General features: G+C 33.1%; 12 protein-coding genes. 5 read left to right on the top strand and 7 right to left on the bottom strand.

Features of this window, described 5'->3' with window-relative positions:
- The first annotated feature begins 195 nt into the window (after window positions 1-195).
- A complete protein-coding gene (locus RT99_RS25820; RefSeq protein ID WP_256365468.1) occupies window positions 196-1,458 on the top strand; it encodes an outer membrane beta-barrel protein in 1,263 nt (420 codons plus the stop codon).
- 32 nt (window positions 1,459-1,490) lie between these two features.
- The gene (locus tag RT99_RS25815) at window positions 1,491-2,309 is read left to right on the top strand and encodes an outer membrane beta-barrel protein (RefSeq protein ID WP_256365467.1); all 819 of its coding nucleotides are present in this window, start codon (window positions 1,491-1,493) and stop codon (window positions 2,307-2,309) included.
- Window positions 2,310-2,623: 314 nt separating this feature from the next.
- On the opposite strand, the gene RT99_RS11925 is transcribed toward RT99_RS25815, so the two are convergent.
- Window positions 2,624-3,229, bottom strand: a complete 606-nt coding sequence (locus tag RT99_RS11925) for an RsmD family RNA methyltransferase (RefSeq protein WP_042564988.1) — start codon at window positions 3,227-3,229, stop codon at window positions 2,624-2,626.
- The gene (locus tag RT99_RS11920) at window positions 3,226-4,047 is read right to left on the bottom strand and encodes a DUF3822 family protein (protein WP_042564987.1); all 822 of its coding nucleotides are present in this window, start codon (window positions 4,045-4,047) and stop codon (window positions 3,226-3,228) included. Before RT99_RS11920 ends, RT99_RS11925 begins: the two co-directional genes overlap by 4 nt.
- A gap of 333 nt (window positions 4,048-4,380) precedes the next feature.
- Here RT99_RS11920 and RT99_RS11915 point away from each other — a divergent pair, with 333 nt between their 5' ends.
- The 3 genes from RT99_RS11915 to kdsB all read left to right on the top strand — a co-directional run bounded on the left by RT99_RS11915 (window position 4,381) and on the right by kdsB (window position 7,550).
- Window positions 4,381-5,790: an ATP-dependent RecD-like DNA helicase gene (locus tag RT99_RS11915; RefSeq protein ID WP_042564986.1), complete on the top strand. Its 1,410-nt coding sequence runs from the start codon at window positions 4,381-4,383 to the stop codon at window positions 5,788-5,790.
- A 71-nt stretch (window positions 5,791-5,861) separates the two neighbouring features.
- Complete coding sequence (gene ygiD, locus RT99_RS11910) at window positions 5,862-6,692, top strand: 4,5-DOPA dioxygenase extradiol (RefSeq protein ID WP_042564985.1); 831 nt, start codon at window positions 5,862-5,864, stop codon at window positions 6,690-6,692.
- Between the two features lie 123 nt (window positions 6,693-6,815).
- The gene (gene kdsB, locus RT99_RS11905; RefSeq protein ID WP_042564984.1) at window positions 6,816-7,550 is read left to right on the top strand and encodes a 3-deoxy-manno-octulosonate cytidylyltransferase; all 735 of its coding nucleotides are present in this window, start codon (window positions 6,816-6,818) and stop codon (window positions 7,548-7,550) included.
- Window positions 7,551-7,808: 258 nt separating this feature from the next.
- On the opposite strand, the gene RT99_RS11900 is transcribed toward kdsB, so the two are convergent.
- The 5 genes from RT99_RS11900 to uvrA all read right to left on the bottom strand — a co-directional run bounded on the left by RT99_RS11900 (window position 7,809) and on the right by uvrA (window position 17,979).
- Window positions 7,809-10,220: a thiamine pyrophosphate-dependent enzyme gene (locus RT99_RS11900; protein WP_042564983.1), complete on the bottom strand. Its 2,412-nt coding sequence runs from the start codon at window positions 10,218-10,220 to the stop codon at window positions 7,809-7,811.
- 188 nt (window positions 10,221-10,408) lie between these two features.
- The gene (locus tag RT99_RS11895) at window positions 10,409-13,159 is read right to left on the bottom strand and encodes an aminopeptidase N (protein ID WP_042564982.1); all 2,751 of its coding nucleotides are present in this window, start codon (window positions 13,157-13,159) and stop codon (window positions 10,409-10,411) included.
- A 280-nt stretch (window positions 13,160-13,439) separates the two neighbouring features.
- Entirely contained in the window at window positions 13,440-14,168 is a 729-nt protein-coding gene (locus RT99_RS11890; protein WP_042564981.1) for a TIGR00730 family Rossman fold protein, read from the bottom strand.
- 196 nt (window positions 14,169-14,364) lie between these two features.
- The gene (locus RT99_RS11885; protein WP_042564980.1) at window positions 14,365-14,724 is read right to left on the bottom strand and encodes a cupin domain-containing protein; all 360 of its coding nucleotides are present in this window, start codon (window positions 14,722-14,724) and stop codon (window positions 14,365-14,367) included.
- A 420-nt stretch (window positions 14,725-15,144) separates the two neighbouring features.
- Window positions 15,145-17,979: an excinuclease ABC subunit UvrA gene (gene uvrA / locus RT99_RS11880; RefSeq protein ID WP_042564979.1), complete on the bottom strand. Its 2,835-nt coding sequence runs from the start codon at window positions 17,977-17,979 to the stop codon at window positions 15,145-15,147.
- Between the last annotated feature and the right edge of the window lie 77 nt (window positions 17,980-18,056).

Below are 18,056 nucleotides of genomic sequence, written 5' to 3'. Positions count from 1 at the left end.
GATTTAAGCAGATTTCTACAATAATTGAATCTGTGCAAACCAGTTTAATCCGTAAAATCTGTGGGCAATTTCGATTCAAAAATAAAGCTTTTATGATACACTTTTCGTATTAACCGCCCATTAACCTTCAATTAACTTTCGCAACCTTTTTTTAGAAGCACTTTTGCATCAAATCAAACCAAAATCTTTCTAAAAATGAATCTTTATTTGCCTTTAAAACTTTTTCTGATCTTATTATTTATTTTGCTTTCTATAGCTGCAAATGCGCAAAATGAGACCCCAAAAGATAGTATTTCGAATAAACTAAACGAAGTTGTCATTACTCAGAATAAAAAAACCTTTACGAACACAAACGGAAATATTAAAGTAGATGTTGCCAATTCAATTTACAATTCAATTCCTAATGCAGTTGATTTACTGGCAAAATTACCAACGGTTCAGGTAAGTTCTGACCAGGAAAGTATTACAGTTGTTGGAAAAGGAAATCCGTTGATTTATATTGACAATCAAAAAGTTGGGATAAACGATTTGAATGCTTTGGCTGTCGCCGATATTAAAACCATCGAAATCATTCAGAATCCATCTTCTAAATACGAAGCAGAAGGTCGTGCAGTAATTTTGATTACAAGGAAATTTAGTAAAAAAGACAGCTTTAGAACAGAGATTTCTGAAGTAGCGTCGTTCAAAAAAAACTTCAACAATTATCTTGGTCTTAATTCTAACTTCAAAAAGAATAAACTGGAGTTGAAGGCTAATTTCAATTATAATAGATTAAATCCGTGGGAAGGTCATAGTATTGATTATCAAATCCCAGCGGCAGAAATTGCTTCTAAATATGATGTAACGGCCACTACAAAAAGAAATCAATATGTTTTTGGTGCCGGCTTGTTTTACAAAATAAATGAAGACGATTATTTTTCGTTTAGCATCAATAGTAAGTTACAATCTGATACTTTTCCCATTAATACCATAACCGATAATAAGAATAAAGAGGTTGTAAATAACGTGGTGACTTTTACGGATAATGACAGCAAAAAGAATTTTGTAAACTCCTTTTTTAATTATCAAAAGAAAATAAAATCAATTGACACACAGATTTTTACGGGTTTTCAATATTCTAATTTCGATCAGGGATTGTTTACCGAAGTAAATAATAATTTTAATGATACCCAATTTGAATTAGATCAAATCAGAGATCAAAAATTTCAGATTAATTATTTCTCTGGAAGAATTGATATCGAGAAAAAGCTTAAAAATGAAATTAAATTTGAAATAGGAGGATTGTATTCATCCGCAGATTCTAAATCTGATGTGGCTATTTTTTATACCGAAAACAATCAGAATGAATGGAGTTATTATGATTTTAAAGAAGAAAATTTATCCGGATATACACAATTGTCAGGAAAAATTAAAAAAGTCGATTTCTCTCTTGATTTTAGGTTGAAAACTCCACTGTAAAGGGAAAATTCAGAGCAGATGAATTGCCATTATTGGATAAAAAATACACTAATTTTTTCCCGAAAGCACAGTTTACTTTTCCGATTGACAGTGTTAAAAGCATTTCTGTAAACTATGCCAGAAGCATTTCAAGACCTAATTATTCGTCTCTAAGTCAGGGATCAACTTATATAAATCCGTATTTTTTATATACCAGAAATATTAATTTGGGACCAACAATTATTAACGAAATCTCGACCACTTTTCAATATCACGATAAATCGGTTAAATTGAGTTATACTAACGCTAAAGACCCTGTTTACAATAGTTTTTCATTCGATGATCAAAATAATATAATGACTTTTAAAGATATTAATTTTGATAAAAGTTCTGCATTTACAGCTGATTTTACATTGCCATTCACATACAAATTCTGGACAACAACCAATTCTTTGATTTTTATTTTAGAAAAGATTGAAGATCATTCGGCAGCATTTATGGCTTCAAAACCTTATTTTTATTATACTTCAAATAACGAATTTAAACTTCCAAAAGACTATTCTTTAGTTTTAAATTTCTGGGGATTAACAAAACAATATACAGGCGTTTTTACCACAAATCCCAGATTTATACTAGATATGGCGGTTTCAAAAACATTCTACAAAAAATGGAATTGTACTTTAAGCTGTAATAACATTTTTAAAAATAATATCGAAACAGAAGAATTCACGATCAATACTATTAATTCTAAAGCACGATATGTTGTTGATAATCATTTGATTTCTATAGCGATAAAATATTCTTTTGGAAAAGTAAAAGAAACAGAATTTAGAGAGAGAAACAACGACGAAAATCAGAATAGAGTCAATTAATTCAAGTTGCTACTTAATAAGTGTTCCTACGGGCAATGTCATTAAGTTAAGAGTAAATCTATAAAATTACCTAACAATTAATCAAGAAAGTAATTAGAAAAATCTGTTTTTATCAGCGTTTTCGCTTTAGCGAATCAGTAAAATCAGTGTCTAATTTCGACGCGGATGAAACAGATTTACTTCGTAAAAACGCGGATAAAAACGGGTTTTATTTGCAATAATTTTATTTTTAAAAAACTTAACTTAATGACATTCCCTACGGGACAAAAAAAGGTCAAATAAATTGATTTTTACCAGTATGTAATCTTAAGAAATTATCCTTCGTCTTCGTCTACTATTTTTAGAGGCGAATCGTCAGGAAGCTCTTCATCATCATCTGTAGAATTTAATTCGAAGAAACTAAAAAACGAACCACCGTAACTTTTCTGAAAAGAGAAATTACTTAAATGCTCCATTTTGGTGTATTTAGAATGTTCGATAATCATCATTCCGTCGTCGTGAAGCAAATCTCTTTCGAAAACAGTTAAAACAATTTTTTCAAAAGCAGCCTGATCTAAACCGTAAGGCGGATCGGCAAAAATAATGTCGTACGATGTTTTGCAGTTTTCCAAAAATTTATAGACATCACTTTTGGTTGCTGCAATATCAAAATCATATTCTGATGAAACCTGCTTGATAAACTTTACACACCCAAAATCGCCATCAACAGACGTAATTGGTGCACTTCCGCGTGAAGCGAATTCAAAACTAATATTGCCGGTTCCCGAAAATAAATCTAAAATCTTTAAGCCGTCAAAACTAAAATGATTATTTAAAACATTAAATAATGCTTCTTTACTCATGTCAGTCGTAGGTCTTACAGGAAGATTTTTTGGTGGGAAAATGCGGCGCCCTTTGTATTTTCCTGAAATGATTCTCATGATTGAAATAAGATATAATGTTTTTGATTCTGAGCAGTTGAAAAGTTATTTTTTTCTTGTAATGTGCTTACATCCAAGAATGAAATGTTACGAATGTATTTGTATGCGACAGCGTAATAAGCATCATTTTTTTCGATTGTCCCCAATAATTCAAGTGGAAAACTTTCCGGGTTTAAACTCAATTGTTCGGCAGTAAAAAGCAAATAATAAATAAAATCGGTTGGGGTTTGATATTCAAACGAATTAAATAATAATAGCTTTTGATTTTGAACCACGATAATTTCAAAATGACCAACATTAAAATTGACAATCATTTTTTTTTCATCATTATTTTTTGACGCTTCTAAAACTTTCTCGATCAAAATACTATTGGCATGTTTATAATCAAACGAACCAACCTGATCAATCAGGAAATTATTGATGTTTACATAGGGTATGTAAACAGAATTCATTTCGTACTTTGAAATTTGATCGTATGTAAAGAAATCAGTTTCAAAAACTTTGGTTGTATATTGTAAATAACTTCCCAGATAATGTTCGTCAAAAAGAGCTGAAGGCACAAAAGTTGAAAGATTGTTATTGTGAATAACTATAATTTCGTCGTAAGTATCCTTTAATTCAGCAAATTTTTTAAAATTATCGTGATATAAATCTTCTATTTTAGCTATTTTCTGTGAAGGATCGAAACTAACTTCATTAAAAGATGTAATCGTATTATTGAGTGTATCAAAACAACAAAATGAAAATCCGGTCAGGGATACCTGAATCGAAAGTTTTTTGTATTTTTTTGATGTAATATTAGTATTTTGTAAAGACATAACTTGATTTACAATTCGTTACCTGCTTTAGAGTCAAGAAAGAATTTAATTCGAAGACAAACTTACAAATTAAAAAGCAACAATAATAATTGCAATTTCAAAAATCATTTTAATATGCAGTTTAAGCCAATGTTAAGATTTTTTCCGCCATATAAGCTATATAAGTTCAATTAAGTAGAGTTGCGCAGTAAAGCTTATCATTAAAAAGAGATTTAAGAAGACATAGCGAGAAATTAAATGAACTTATATAACTTATATGGTAAAAAATTTATTGATTTTTGAAATTGGCATTTGCCATTTAAAAAACCGTACTTTGTATTTCAATTTTTCCCTATGAATTCATCATTGTTTTACGGCGTTTTACAAAAAAGATTTCCATTTGCACCAACTTACAAGCAGGATATTTTTTTTCAAAAAATCGCTATTTTCTTAACCGATACGCATAACGATACCATTTTTGTATTGAAAGGATATGCCGGAACGGGAAAAACAACTGTGATTTCGACTATTGTAAATAATCTTGGCGATATCAATAAAAAATTTGTTTTGCTTGCACCAACCGGACGAGCTGCAAAAGTCATTGCCAATTATTCGAATACGCCTGCATTTACGATTCATAAAAAAATTTATTTTCCTAAAAAATCGTCGGGTGGAGGAGTGGCTTTTACCAAACAAGTCAACAAGCATAAAAACACGATTTTTATTGTCGATGAGGCTTCGATGATTTCAGACAGTACTTTAGACAGCGGTTCGCTTTTGGATGATTTGATTAATTATGTCTATTCAGGAACCAATTGCAAAATGATTCTTTTGGGAGATACGGCGCAGTTACCTCCTGTGAATTTAGATATTAGTCCGGCGCTTGATGTACAAACTTTGGGCGTTCATTATGATAAAGAAATCGAACATATAGAACTTGATGAAGTTATGCGTCAGGAAGAAAGTTCCGGAATTTTATTTAATGCGACGGAATTGCGTGAATTGCTGAAAGAAAGTTTTATTACAGAGTTTAAATTCAATGTGAAAAAATTCAAAGATATTGTTCGTTTAACCGATGGATATGATATTCAGGATGCTATAAATACCGCGTACAGCAATTATAGTATTGAAGATACTGCTTTTATTGTTCGCTCAAATAAACGAGCCAATCAGTATAATGAACAAATCAGAACCCGAATTTTGTTTAAAGAAAGCGAACTTTCGGTAGGCGATTTTTTAATGGTAGTAAAGAATAATTATTTCTGGTTAAAAGAAACAGATGAAGCCGGATTTATTGCCAACGGAGATATTATCGAAGTGTTGGAACTCTTCGGTATCAAGGAATTATACGGATTTAATTTTGCCAGAGTAAAAATCAGAATGGTCGATTATCCGGATCAAAAACCTTTTGAAACGGTTTTGCTTTTGGATACGATTAAAAGTGAATCTCCATCATTAACCTACGAAGAATCAAATCGTTTGTATGAAGAAGTGATGAAAGATTATGAAGATGAAAGTACGAAATACAAGAAATTCCAGAAAGTAAAAGAAAACGAATATTTTAATGGTTTGCAGGTAAAATTCTCCTACGCCATAACGTGCCATAAATCGCAAGGGGGACAATGGGATACGGTTTTTATCGAGCAGCCGTATTTACCAAACGGAATCGATCGCGATTATATAAGATGGCTTTATACCGCTATGACGCGCGCCAAAAATAAATTATATTTGATAGGATTTAAAGATGAGAGTTTTGAGGAATAAATTTTCCGCCACGAATTCACGAATTTTATTTGAATAATTCGTGAATTCGTGGCGAAAAAAAACTTTAGCAAATGACAACACTAAACGACTTACATTCGATTTCATCGACGTTTTCGAATACAGATAAAATGCCGGTTTTGTTTTTAGGACATGGCAGCCCAATGAATGCGATTGAAGAAAATCAGTTTGTGGCGGGTTTTCGTAATCTGGCAAAAACATTGCCGCAGCCAAATGCCATTTTGTGTGTTTCGGCGCATTGGTTTACCAACGGAACCAAAGTAACTTCAATGCAAATGCCAAGAACAATTCATGATTTTGGAGGATTTCCGCAAGCGCTTTTTGATGTACAATATCCTGCAAAAGGAAGCCCTGAACTGGCTGTAGAAACTAAAAAAATATTAGAACCGGTCAATGTCGATTTAGACGAACACTGGGGTTTAGATCATGGTGCGTGGAGCGTTATCAAACATTTATATCCTGAGGCAAATGTTCCTGTAATTCAGTTGAGTATAGATTACACCAAATCGGGGCAATATCATTTTGAGTTGGCTCAGAAGTTACAATCTTTACGTCATAAAGGAGTTTTAATTATCGGAAGCGGAAATATTGTACATAATCTTCGTTTGGTAGATTTTAGAAATTTTGATAAAGATAATTATGGTTATGATTGGGCAATCGAAGCACGTGAAACCGTGAATAATTATTTATTAGATGGAAACTTTCAGCCTTTAATAGATTTCGAAAAAATGAGTAAAGCCGTTCAGGTTGCGATTCCAACTCCAGATCATTATTTGCCTTTGTTGTATACTTTAGGCTTAAAAGACAAATCAGAAGAATTGAGTTTGTTCAATGATAAATTACTGGCTGGTTCGTTGAGTATGACTTCAATGAAAATAATGTAAAAAAATACTTTGTGAATCTCTGTGAAAACCTTTGCGAATCTCTGTGGTAAAATTGTTACGCAAAGTTGCAGGAAGATTTTCACAAAGATTCACAAAGAAGAAAATAAATTTAAAAATAGTAGAATGAAAATAATAGCTGTAATTCCGGCACGATATGCATCAACACGCTTTCCCGCAAAGTTAATGCAGGATCTGGGAGGTAAAACGGTAATTTTAAGAACTTACGAAGCTTCTGTAGCTACAAATTTGTTTGATGATGTATTTGTTGTAACAGATTCAGATTTAATTTATGATGAGATCGTTTCTCATGGTGGAAAAGCCATTATGAGCATCAAAGAACACGAATCTGGAAGCGACCGAATTGCAGAAGCCGTTGCAAATCTTGATGTTGATATTGTGGTAAATGTACAAGGTGATGAACCTTTTACAGAAGCGGGACCTCTGGAACAGGTTTTATCTGTTTTTAAAAATGATGAAGAACGCAAAATTGATTTGGCTTCGTTAATGCGTGAAATCACGAATGAAGACGAAATCAATAATCCAAATAATGTAAAAGTAGTGGTAGATCAATCGCAGTTTGCGTTGTATTTTTCACGTTCAGTAATTCCATATCCGAGAGACAAAGATGTTGGAGTTCGTTATTTTCAGCATATTGGTATTTATGCTTTTAGAAAACAAGCTTTGTTAGATTTTTATAGTTTACCGATGAAATCTTTAGAAGCTTCTGAAAAACTGGAACAGCTTCGTTATTTAGAATTTGGAAAACGTATTAAAATGGTGGAGACCACCCATGTTGGTATTGGAATTGATACGGCTGAGGATTTAGAAAAGGCGAGAGCTATTTTGGCATCTAAATAAATTGCGAGATGGTACGCGGATGACGGTGATTCGCTAACGCGAAGACGCTGATTTTGACGGATTTTTTAGTTTAATTTATACGTATTTCGTGTCATTTCGACGGAGGAGAAATCACATAAAGTGAATACACAGAGTACGTCGTTCTCCGGATGTGATTTCTCCTCCGTCGAAATGACAAACACAACGCAATAACAAAATAAAAAAAGCTTATAAACAATTGTTTATAAGCTTTTTTTATATCGAAAACCTAATTAAATCCTAGTATAAAACGGGAAATTTAGAAGGATTTGCTTCATTCATCATGCTGTATACTTTCTCGAAAATGTCTTCTGTAGAAGGTTTAGAGAAATAATCGCCATCAGTTCCGTAAGCAGGTCTGTGGGCTTTTGCAGCAAGTGTTTGTGGTTTACTGTCAAGATATTTATAAGCGTCTTGTTCCTCCAGAATTTGTTGTAGGATATAAGCTGAAGCTCCACCAGGAACATCTTCGTCGATTACTAAAAGACGATTTGTTTTGGCAATACTTTTTACAATATCCTTATTAATATCAAACGGAAGTAAAGATTGAATGTCAATTACTTCGCAATCAATTCCTAAATCTAATAATTCAGTTGCGGCTTGTTCTACCAATCTTAAAGTAGATCCATAAGAAACTAAAGTAATATCAGAACCTTCTTTTAAAGTTTCAACAACACCAATTGGTGTTTTGAATTCACCAAAATTTAAAGGCGTTTTTTCTTTTAAACGATAACCATTTAAGCACTCAATTACTAAAGCAGGTTCATCACACTCTAAAAGCGCGTTGTAGAAACCAGCTGCCTGCGTCATATTTCTTGGAACCAAAACATGAATTCCGCGAATAGCGTTAATAATCATCCCCATAGGAGAACCAGAATGCCAGATACCTTCTAAACGGTGTCCGCGGGTTCTGATAATTAATGGCGCTTTTTGTTTTCCAACAGTTCTGTATTGAAGTGTAGCCAAATCATCACTCATGATTTGAATGGCATACAATAAATAATCTAAATACTGAATTTCGGCAATTGGACGTAAACCTCTCAAAGCCATTCCAATTCCCTGACCAATAATAGTAGCTTCACGAATACCAACATCGGCAACTCGAAGTTCTCCGTATTTTTCCTGCATACCTTCAAGGCCTTGATTTACGTCTCCAATGTTTCCAACATCTTCACCAAAAATCAAAGTTTCAGGATATTTAGTAAACAAAGCATCAAAGTTATCACGTAAAATCATTCTTCCGTCCAGGTCTGCTTTTGCATCATCTGCATATTTAGGAAGCACTTTTTCTACAGAAAACACATTCTTGTCAGATTCAGAATATAAATTACTGCTGAATCTTCCCTGTGTTATTCCAATATAGTTCGTAATCCAGTTTGATAAAAGAACTTTACTGTTTGGAACTTCAATAAAGCGTAAAATCTTTCTTGCAATGGCAAGCATTTCTTTTTTCAAAGGCGATTTTATAGCGCTTAATTCGGAGATATATTTTTGAATTCTTTCTTTATGGTTGATACTTGCTTCAGCAATTTGCTCCAGTAAAGCCAAAAGATTCTTTTGATCTTCAATAATAGGGTTGATAAAAGAATTCCACGCTTCTTTTTTAGCCTCAAGAATTTCTTTTTTGATTTCAAAATCAATTTCAGTCAATTCTTCAGGTGATGCAATATTAATGGCAATCATCCATAAACGCATTTGGCGAATACAGTCAAAATCTCTTTCCCAAGCCAGTCTTTCTCCATTTTTATAACGTTCGTGAGAACCAGAAGTAGAGTGACCCTGTGGTTGTGTTAATTCATTAACGTGAATTAAAACCGGAACATGTTCTTCTCTTGCAACTGCTGCGGCTCTTTCGTAAGTCGAAACCAGTTCAGCATAATCCCATCCTTTAACTCTAAAAATTTCATACCCTTTCACATCTTCGTCGCGTTGGTATCCTTTTAAAATTTCAGATATATTTTCTTTAGTAGTTTGATGTTTGGCATGAACCGAAATTCCGTATTCATCATCCCATACACTCATAACCATCGGAACCTGTAAAACTCCGGCAGCATTTATAGTTTCAAAAAACAGGCCTTCAGATGTACTTGCATTACCGATAGTTCCCCAGGCAACTTCGTTTCCGTTTACAGAAAATTTGTCTTTAATAGTAATACCATCAACATTTCTGTAAATTTTTGAAGCCTGTGCTAATCCCAATAATCTTGGCATTTGTCCGGCTGTAGGAGATATATCTGCGCTTGAATTTTTTTGTTGTGTTAAATCTTTCCATGAACCGTCTTCGTTCAAACTGTGCGTTACAAAGTGTCCGCCCATTTGCCTTCCGGCAGACATTGGATCATATTCTAAATCGGTGTGACCGTATAAACCTGCGAAAAATTGCTTTGGAGTCAATTCGCCAATAGCCATCATAAAAGTTTGGTCGCGATAGTATCCGGAACGGAAATCTCCATTTTTAAAAGCTTTTGCCATAGCAAGCTGCGGCACTTCTTTTCCGTCACCAAATATTCCAAACTTGGCTTTTCCTGTCAATACTTCTTTACGGCCTAAAAGACTACATTCACGGCTTGTAACCGCAATTCTGTAATCTTTCATTACTTCTGTTTTGAAATCTTCGAAAGTAAGTGTAGTATTGTTGTGTTCTTTAATCATAATCTCAAATGGGTCATGTTACGCAGCAAAATTAATTAAAAAGTATCAATAATCATAATTCATTAAAATAAATATAATTTAATTATTTATAATTAAATTGCTAAAACTACGTATATTTTTTGTGTAATATTTAAGTTTTTTCTGCTTCTAATAACAATAATTTATGTTTTTGTGTAAAATTTATTGAATTAAAACCATTTTCGGGTAAAAAGTGTAACTAATGTTTTTGGAGAGAGTGTAACCACAAATCTAATTTTTTCATTGTATTTGTTCTGAGAAATCTCCCAGCCGTTATTGGAGTAAACCGGAAAATAAACTTCAAAATAATCGGTTACCAAATTCAATCTTATACCGCTATCATATATAAAACGTTCATTTTCATGTGTGTTTTTCATAAAACCAAGATCTCCGTAAACTTCGATCCAGTTCCAGATCGAGTAACTGGCATTTAAAGTTGTCATCCATTTATCGGCATATCGCGGTTCTATTTTCGATTTAAAACCACCTTCTGCCATTACATATTGCTGACTAAAAAAACCGGTGCTTTCTGATCTTCCGTAAAAATTATAATCAAACAAATAATCAGTTGGACGATCCAAACCAAAACTAAAATAATCTGAATTGGTTGTGTTGTATACAAAACTTCCCGCGTATAATCTCAAATTTAATTTTCGATTATTATCAAATAATCTTCTGTATTCTACTTCTGCTGCCAATTTTCCAAAATCACTTGAAAACTGTACATCAGTCATAAAATTAAAATGATTGATTAATTCGGTCTTTGTGTTCGAATATCGGGCATTGAAAATAGAATAGTTTGGTTTCGAATTGTCTGTTATATAAGTACTTGCTTCGCGATTTACAATAACCTGACGCAACAAAATCAATTGTTTTCTGTTGTCCCTGAAATTTTCTTCCCGAATTCTAAACTGAACCATCGGATTCAATCTAAAATAAGTAGCATCGGGAGCATAATGAAAATAATTCTGACTGATAGAGTAACGTACATTATAAAGTGTGCTGTTTCTATAATATTGACTGTATGAAAAAGCAGATGAACCCGTTAAAGTTTCCGTATTAATCGAATATGTTGGATTAATATCAAAATTAAAAGGCTTGTCGAGTATTGTTTTATTATGAAAACGGATTCCCGGCATAAAACCATCATATAAATTATAAGTCAGCGTTGGAATGTATAAAATCTGATTGTAATACGGATCTTCCAGATCTTTGGCAAAATTAAATTTTATCGGACGGTTTGTAACCACCAGACTTTTTAATGATTTCCAGTTATTTCTTTGGTTGTACTCCGGAACTTCATTGTCATAATTAATTACAATTTTATCTGCATTTTTTCGTCCAAATGTATAAGTTGTATCCTCATTTTTAGGTTCAATCCATTCTTTAAAAACAACTTCATTTTTCTTGATTCCGTACACAGGAATTGGGGCATAAATACCGGTTTTGTTTTTTATAGAAAATTGTACACTATCTTTTGTTCTGGAAACATTCGAGAATTTGTAGTCGATAATATCGCGGGAATCAATTATAGTTTTAAAAAACCAATCGATATTTTTAGGGCTCTTTTTGAGTAGTATTTCTTCAAAATCATATCGGTTTGTCTGTTTCGTTTTATTCAAATTATAAAATTCCTGAACACTTTCAGGAACAACACCATTATTTAAATAATCATCCAGATAGCTTAAACTTAAACCTGCGCGATATTTACTGGCAATTTGCTCATTAAATTTTATCAGTGTATTTTTTGGGTCACCAAGAGGCTGATCGAGATTTTTTCTGGCCATCAGCATATAATAATAGCTGTATTGCTCATTAAAAGATAAGTTGGTAATATTATAACTTTTAAAAAGCTTCATGTCCGAAAGTTTTCCTAACATCTTTTGATCCAGATGCTGTTCTTCCATAAATTTCATCATGGAATAGATCTGAATTCCGTCATAAACCCAATTGTCTTTTCGCGGATCCAGTCGCAGACTATTTTTTAAGTAATTATTCAGAAATGTTTTTAGGAATGTAATTTCGAAGATAAAATCATCCGGAAACGGACTAATAAATGATGGTAACTGATTGAGTCCATAAAATGGATTTCGATCATAATCTGCCTGAGAAACAGTAATCTTTTGATGTGGATATTTCCCAATAAACGCACTCGCAAAAGTCACCACTCTATTGATGATAATTGCTTTTTGAATATCACTGATTTTTTTACTTTTTAAATCCGAAAGAATCTCTAAAGAGTCATTGGTATAACTTCTAAAAGTATTTTGTCTTTCTATAAAAAAATTAAAATCAGTTCTGTTCAATCCCGAAAAAAGATAAGAAGTATAAGAAAGGTTCGAATTGTCTTTTGAAACCGAATTCAAATCAGTAGTAATCGAATATTGACTCGGAATTTTTATTTCAATCTCATAATCTGTACCTGCATTGGCAATATCATCGAGATTAAAATTATTGTTTTTTACAAAACTATGATTTTCAAAACGTGCAGGGCTTAAAAACCAGTTTTTTAAACTCATTCCACCATTTGGATCAAAACCATAGTGCGTAAATTTATCACTCGGAATTTTAGAAATGTAAGTAAGATGAAGTTCAATTTTTTCGCCGGGAAGTAACTTTTGCTTCAGTTTTACGATAATAAAATCCGGGTTTTTATCGGTTCTTTCCCATTCAAAAGCCAAATTATTAGAATCAGAAAGATTTAAAATTGTAGTATTTCCTCTTTCGGCTGCCTTCGCTAAATGAAAACCTCTGTAAAATTCATCCGAAAAACGTTTAGCCAAAGGCGTATTTTTGTCAGAAAAAGCATTATTCCAGTCATTCAAAACAATAGTACTCAAAGAATCATTTGAAGTGTTATAAAACGTGATATCTTGTTTTACATTCAGTGTTTTAAGCTCAAGATTCACAGCTACTTCCATCTTAGATTGATGCTGCGCGTAGTGTTTTATCGAACTGAATAAAACTAGAATAATTAAAATGTTTCTATAAAATGGCTTCAATGATGACTTGGTATTAAAGGATATCACTTAAATTTACGTGCATAAACTTGTTTTGGTTTTTTGTAAAAATAGCATAAAAAAAGCTGTTTTAAAAAACAGCTTTCATTTTTTGTAAGACTTAACGTTATTTGCTCATTCAGGCAAATTTATATCTATTTATTAAACTTAGGTTAACTTAAGTTACTATATAATTTAAAAATTAGAAGTTAGGACTTAAATCGTATTTCTTGTAGAATTTATCCAGAACATCAACTACTTCATCTTCAGTGTCTACGATTTTAAATAAGTTTAAATCATCAGGACTTACAGTTTGCATTTTTTCAACCAAAACTGTTTTTACCCAATCAATCAAACCAGACCAAAATTCAACACCAACTAATATAATTGGGAATTTTCCAATTTTCTTGGTCTGAATTAAAGTTATTGCCTCAAACATTTCGTCAAGAGTTCCAAAACCTCCCGGCATAACCACAAAACCTTGCGAATATTTTACGAACATTACTTTCCTCACAAAGAAATAATCGAAATTCAGGTTTTTATCGTGGTCAATATAAGGGTTAAAGTGTTGTTCAAAAGGCAGTTCGATATTCAAACCAACCGAAGTTCCGCCTCCTAAATGTGCACCTTTATTTCCGGCTTCCATAATTCCAGGCCCTCCGCCTGTAATTACGCCATAACCGGCTTTACTAATTTTATAAGCAATTTTTTCGGCCAATAAATAGTATTTATCCTCCGGTTTTGTTCTCGCCGATCCAAAAATCGAAACACAAGGACCAATACGCCCCATGCTTTCGTAACCGTTTACAAATTCGGCCATGATTTTAAAAATCGCCCAGCTGTCATTGGTTCTGATTTCATTCCACGTTTTTTGCTTTAAACGGTCCTGAATTACTTTATCCTCATCATTATCAAAATCTTCTAATCTCATTTTAGGTATTTTAATTATTTATATTTTTATTTCTTTAGTTGTCATTTTAATTATAGTGAAAGTAAGGAGCTAATTCCTGCTGTCCGCTATATCTTTTGTGCCGAACTCCGGCACAAAAGGATGCCGCTCCCATCAGGGCTAGGGCACTCGTTTTCAATAGAAACATTGTTTTATAAAAAGAAGAATTGTCTTTTAATTAATACGTTTGTTCCTCAATTGATTTAGTAATGTTGCTTTTAACTTTTCCGGTATGTTCAGTAGTTTTCGATTCAATCAGCATTATTAAACATTCGTCAATAGATGAAACCCTGTGATTTACGCCTTTCTTTACAACAAATAAATCGCCTTTTTTCATAGTAAAAGAGGGTTCATTCTCAATTTCCATTAAAAGTTCACCATCAACAATGTAAAATAATTCATCTTCATTTTCGTGATTATGCCACGGAACTTCCTGACCTTTTATTTTAGCCACTTTAATATATTGATCGTTTACTTCATCAATTATTTTTGGCGAAAAATATTGGTCTACGCTACTGAATTTCTCTTTTAGATTCATAGAATTTCTCTTAACCTTTCAAAATCAAATAAGCTTTGACAAAAAGGGCGTACTAAATTAGTGCTTTTTTTAAGAATTGTCACAAGAATGTCCATTTATTAATTTAAATGTAACATTTAAAACAGAAGATTTTTGGATTGTTGTTCATTATCAAATGATTAATGAAATCAGAAAAATATGTCGTTCCTACGGAACTTGGTTGTGGTATAATTATATTTCCAACGGATTTAATTCGTTGCTACCAATATGTAGTTCCTACGGAACTTTTAGATGCTTTGATTATTACTAAACGGTAATATCCACGAAAAACAACCTCATTTTTGTCATCCTTCGTTCTCTGGGATGACAATTGCATAGAGTGACATTGGATTTCAACCTTTGTCAAAGTTTAAAACTTTGACAAAGGTATCGTCGCAAATCTTACGCTTCTAATTCCTTTTTCAAAAATTTAGCCGTATAGCTTTTTTTATTTTTGACAACTTCTTCAGGAGTTCCTTTGGCGATTAATTGTCCGCCGCCTTTTCCGCCTTCTGGACCAATATCAATAATATAATCGGCTAGTTTAATCACGTCCATATTATGTTCGATAACCAGGATTGTATTTCCTTTATCAACTAGTTTATTTATTACGTCCATTAAAACACGAATATCTTCAAAATGCAAACCTGTTGTAGGTTCATCAAGAATATAAAAGGTATTTCCGGTATCTTTTTTAGACAATTCTCCCGCCAGTTTTATACGTTGTGCTTCACCACCAGAGAGAGTTGTACTTTGCTGACCAAGCGTAATATATCCTAAACCAACATCCTGAATTGTTTTTACTTTTCTGTAAATCTTAGGAATGTTTTCAAAAAACGGAACCGCTTCATCAACTGTCATATTCAACACATCCGAAATAGATTTTCCTTTGTATCGAATTTCTAAAGTTTCTCTATTAAAACGTTTTCCCTGACAGGTTTCACATTCTACGTATACGTCCGGTAAAAAGTTCATTTCAATAGTTCGAACTCCGGAACCTTCACAGGTTTCGCAACGTCCGCCTTTTACGTTAAAACTAAAACGTCCGGCTTTGTAACCACGAATCATACTTTCAGAAGTCATGGTAAACAAGTTTCTGATTTCGGTAAAAACCTCAGTGTAAGTCGCTGGGTTTGAACGTGGCGTTCTACCAATCGGACTTTGATCTATATCAATTACTTTGTCAATATGTTCTAAACCTTCTATTTTTTTGTAAGGTTGTGGTTTTTTTACGCCATTAAAATAATAAGCGTTCAAAATAGGGTAGAGGGTTTCGTTAATCAAAGTCGATTTTCCACTTCCCGAAACTCCTGTCACACAAATTAATTGACCTAAAGGCAATTCAATAGAAACATTTTTCAGGTTATTTCCGGTTGCTCCGGTTAGTTTTAAAAACTTTCCGTTTCCTTTTCTGCGTTCTTTCGGAATCTCTAATTTCATTGTACCATTCAAATATTGAGCGGTAATCGTGTTCGATTTTAAAGTTTCTGCAGGCGTTCCAATACTAATGATTTCTCCACCGTATTTTCCTGCTTTCGGACCAATATCGATAACATAATCTGCTGTTTCGATCATGTCTTTATCATGTTCAACAACAATAACAGAGTTTCCAATATCACGTAATTGTTCCAGCGATTTAATCAGTTTTTCATTGTCTCTTTGATGCAAACCAATACTTGGTTCATCCAAAATATACAAAACACCAACTAATTGCGAACCAATTTGTGTTGCCAGACGAATACGCTGCGCTTCACCACCGGAAAGTGATTTTGAACTTCGGCTTAAAGCCAGATAATTTAAACCAACATTCATCAAAAAGTTCAAACGATCTTTTATTTCTTTTACGACTTCTGATGCAATCAAAAGTTGTTTGTCTGTCAAATGACTATTTAAATCCTGAAACCAGGCCGTTAAATCAGAAATATCCATATCACACAATTCTGTGATATTTTTTCCATTAACTCTAAAAAATTGTGCTTCTTTTTTTAAACGTGAACCTTCGCAAACCGGACAATTTACTTCGTCCATAAAGTCTTTTGCCCAACGTTTTATAGTTGTCGAAGCGCTTTCATCATATTGATTTTTAATGAAATGTGAAATTCCTTCAAAATCTATTTTATAATCTCTTGTGACACCTAGGTCTTTTGAGTTTACGGTGAATTTGTCCTTTCCGCCGTGAAGAATCATATTCATGGCTTCTTCCGGAATTTTTTCAATCGGATCGGTTATTTTAAACCCAAATTTTTCTCCAATAACTTCCAATTGCTTAAAAATCCAGGACGATTTATATTCGCCAAGCGGAGCAAAACCACCGCTTTTTATTGATAATTTAGGATTTGGAATAATCTTTTTGATGTTGATTTCATGAACAGTTCCCAGTCCGTTACAATGCGGACAAGCTCCTTTTGGAGAGTTAAACGAAAACAAATTTGGTTCGGGATTTTGATAGGATATTCCGGTTGTTGGACACATCAAATTTCTACTGAAATAACGAACTTCATTTGTATCCTGATCTAAAATCATCAATACATTTTCGCCGTGATGCATCGCTGTGTTAATACTTTCGGCTAATCTTTTTTGATTGTCTTCGGTATTTTCGATCAACATTCGGTCAACAACAATTTCTATATCGTGTGTTTTATAACGATCCAGTTTCATTCCCGAAACTAAATCCTGAACTTCGCCATTTACGCGAACTTTCAAAAATCCCTGTTTGGTAATTTGCTGGAATAATTCGGCATAATGTCCCTTTCTGGCTCTAATAATCGGTGCCAAAATATTGATGCGTTTTCCGTCGAAATCCTGCATAATCAAATCCTTAATCTGATCATCAGAATAGGAAACCATTTTTTCGCCTGTGTTGTAACTGTAAGCATCAGCTCCACGAGCGTATAAAAGTCTCAGGAAATCATATATTTCAGTAATAGTCCCCACAGTTGAACGCGGACTTTTACTTGTTGTTTTTTGTTCAATCGCAATTACAGGCGAAAGTCCGTCGATTTTGTCAACATCCGGACGCTCTAAACCGCCAAGAAACTGTCTGGCATAAGCCGAAAACGTTTCAACATAACGACGCTGTCCTTCGGCATAAATAGTGTCAAACGCCAAAGATGATTTTCCCGAACCTGAAAGACCGGTAATAACAACCAGTTTTTCACGCGGAATAGAAATGTCTATATTTTTTAGATTATGAACTCTTGCACCAAGAACTTCAATAGTATTGTCTTTTTCTAACATAATTTTGAGCAAAACGCAAAGTTACCACTTTGATTTGTTCTTTTAGTACTCGAAAACAAAACTTTATGTTACAATTA

Source organism: Flavobacterium sp. MEB061, assembly GCF_000834715.1.
Lineage (GTDB): Bacteria > Bacteroidota > Bacteroidia > Flavobacteriales > Flavobacteriaceae > Flavobacterium > Flavobacterium pectinovorum.
Note: the sequence above shows the minus strand (reverse complement) of the source record. Positions and strands in the feature narration are given on the sequence as shown.

Excerpts from the sequence above, each read along its gene's own strand:
- RT99_RS25820 (WP_256365468.1), top strand. The coding sequence starts at position 196 with ATGAATCTTTATTTGCCTTTAAAACTTTTTCTGATCTTATTATTTATT.
- RT99_RS11925 (WP_042564988.1), bottom strand. The coding sequence starts at position 3,229 with ATGAGAATCATTTCAGGAAAATACAAAGGGCGCCGCATTTTCCCACCA.
- RT99_RS11920 (WP_042564987.1), bottom strand. The coding sequence starts at position 4,047 with ATGTCTTTACAAAATACTAATATTACATCAAAAAAATACAAAAAACTT.
- RT99_RS11915 (WP_042564986.1), top strand. The coding sequence starts at position 4,381 with ATGAATTCATCATTGTTTTACGGCGTTTTACAAAAAAGATTTCCATTT.
- ygiD (WP_042564985.1), top strand. The coding sequence starts at position 5,862 with ATGACAACACTAAACGACTTACATTCGATTTCATCGACGTTTTCGAAT.
- kdsB (WP_042564984.1), top strand. The coding sequence starts at position 6,816 with ATGAAAATAATAGCTGTAATTCCGGCACGATATGCATCAACACGCTTT.
- RT99_RS11900 (WP_042564983.1), bottom strand. The coding sequence starts at position 10,220 with ATGATTAAAGAACACAACAATACTACACTTACTTTCGAAGATTTCAAA.
- RT99_RS11895 (WP_042564982.1), bottom strand. The coding sequence starts at position 13,159 with ATGGAAGTAGCTGTGAATCTTGAGCTTAAAACACTGAATGTAAAACAA.
- RT99_RS11890 (WP_042564981.1), bottom strand. The coding sequence starts at position 14,168 with ATGAGATTAGAAGATTTTGATAATGATGAGGATAAAGTAATTCAGGAC.
- RT99_RS11885 (WP_042564980.1), bottom strand. The coding sequence starts at position 14,724 with ATGAATCTAAAAGAGAAATTCAGTAGCGTAGACCAATATTTTTCGCCA.
- uvrA (WP_042564979.1), bottom strand. The coding sequence starts at position 17,979 with ATGTTAGAAAAAGACAATACTATTGAAGTTCTTGGTGCAAGAGTTCAT.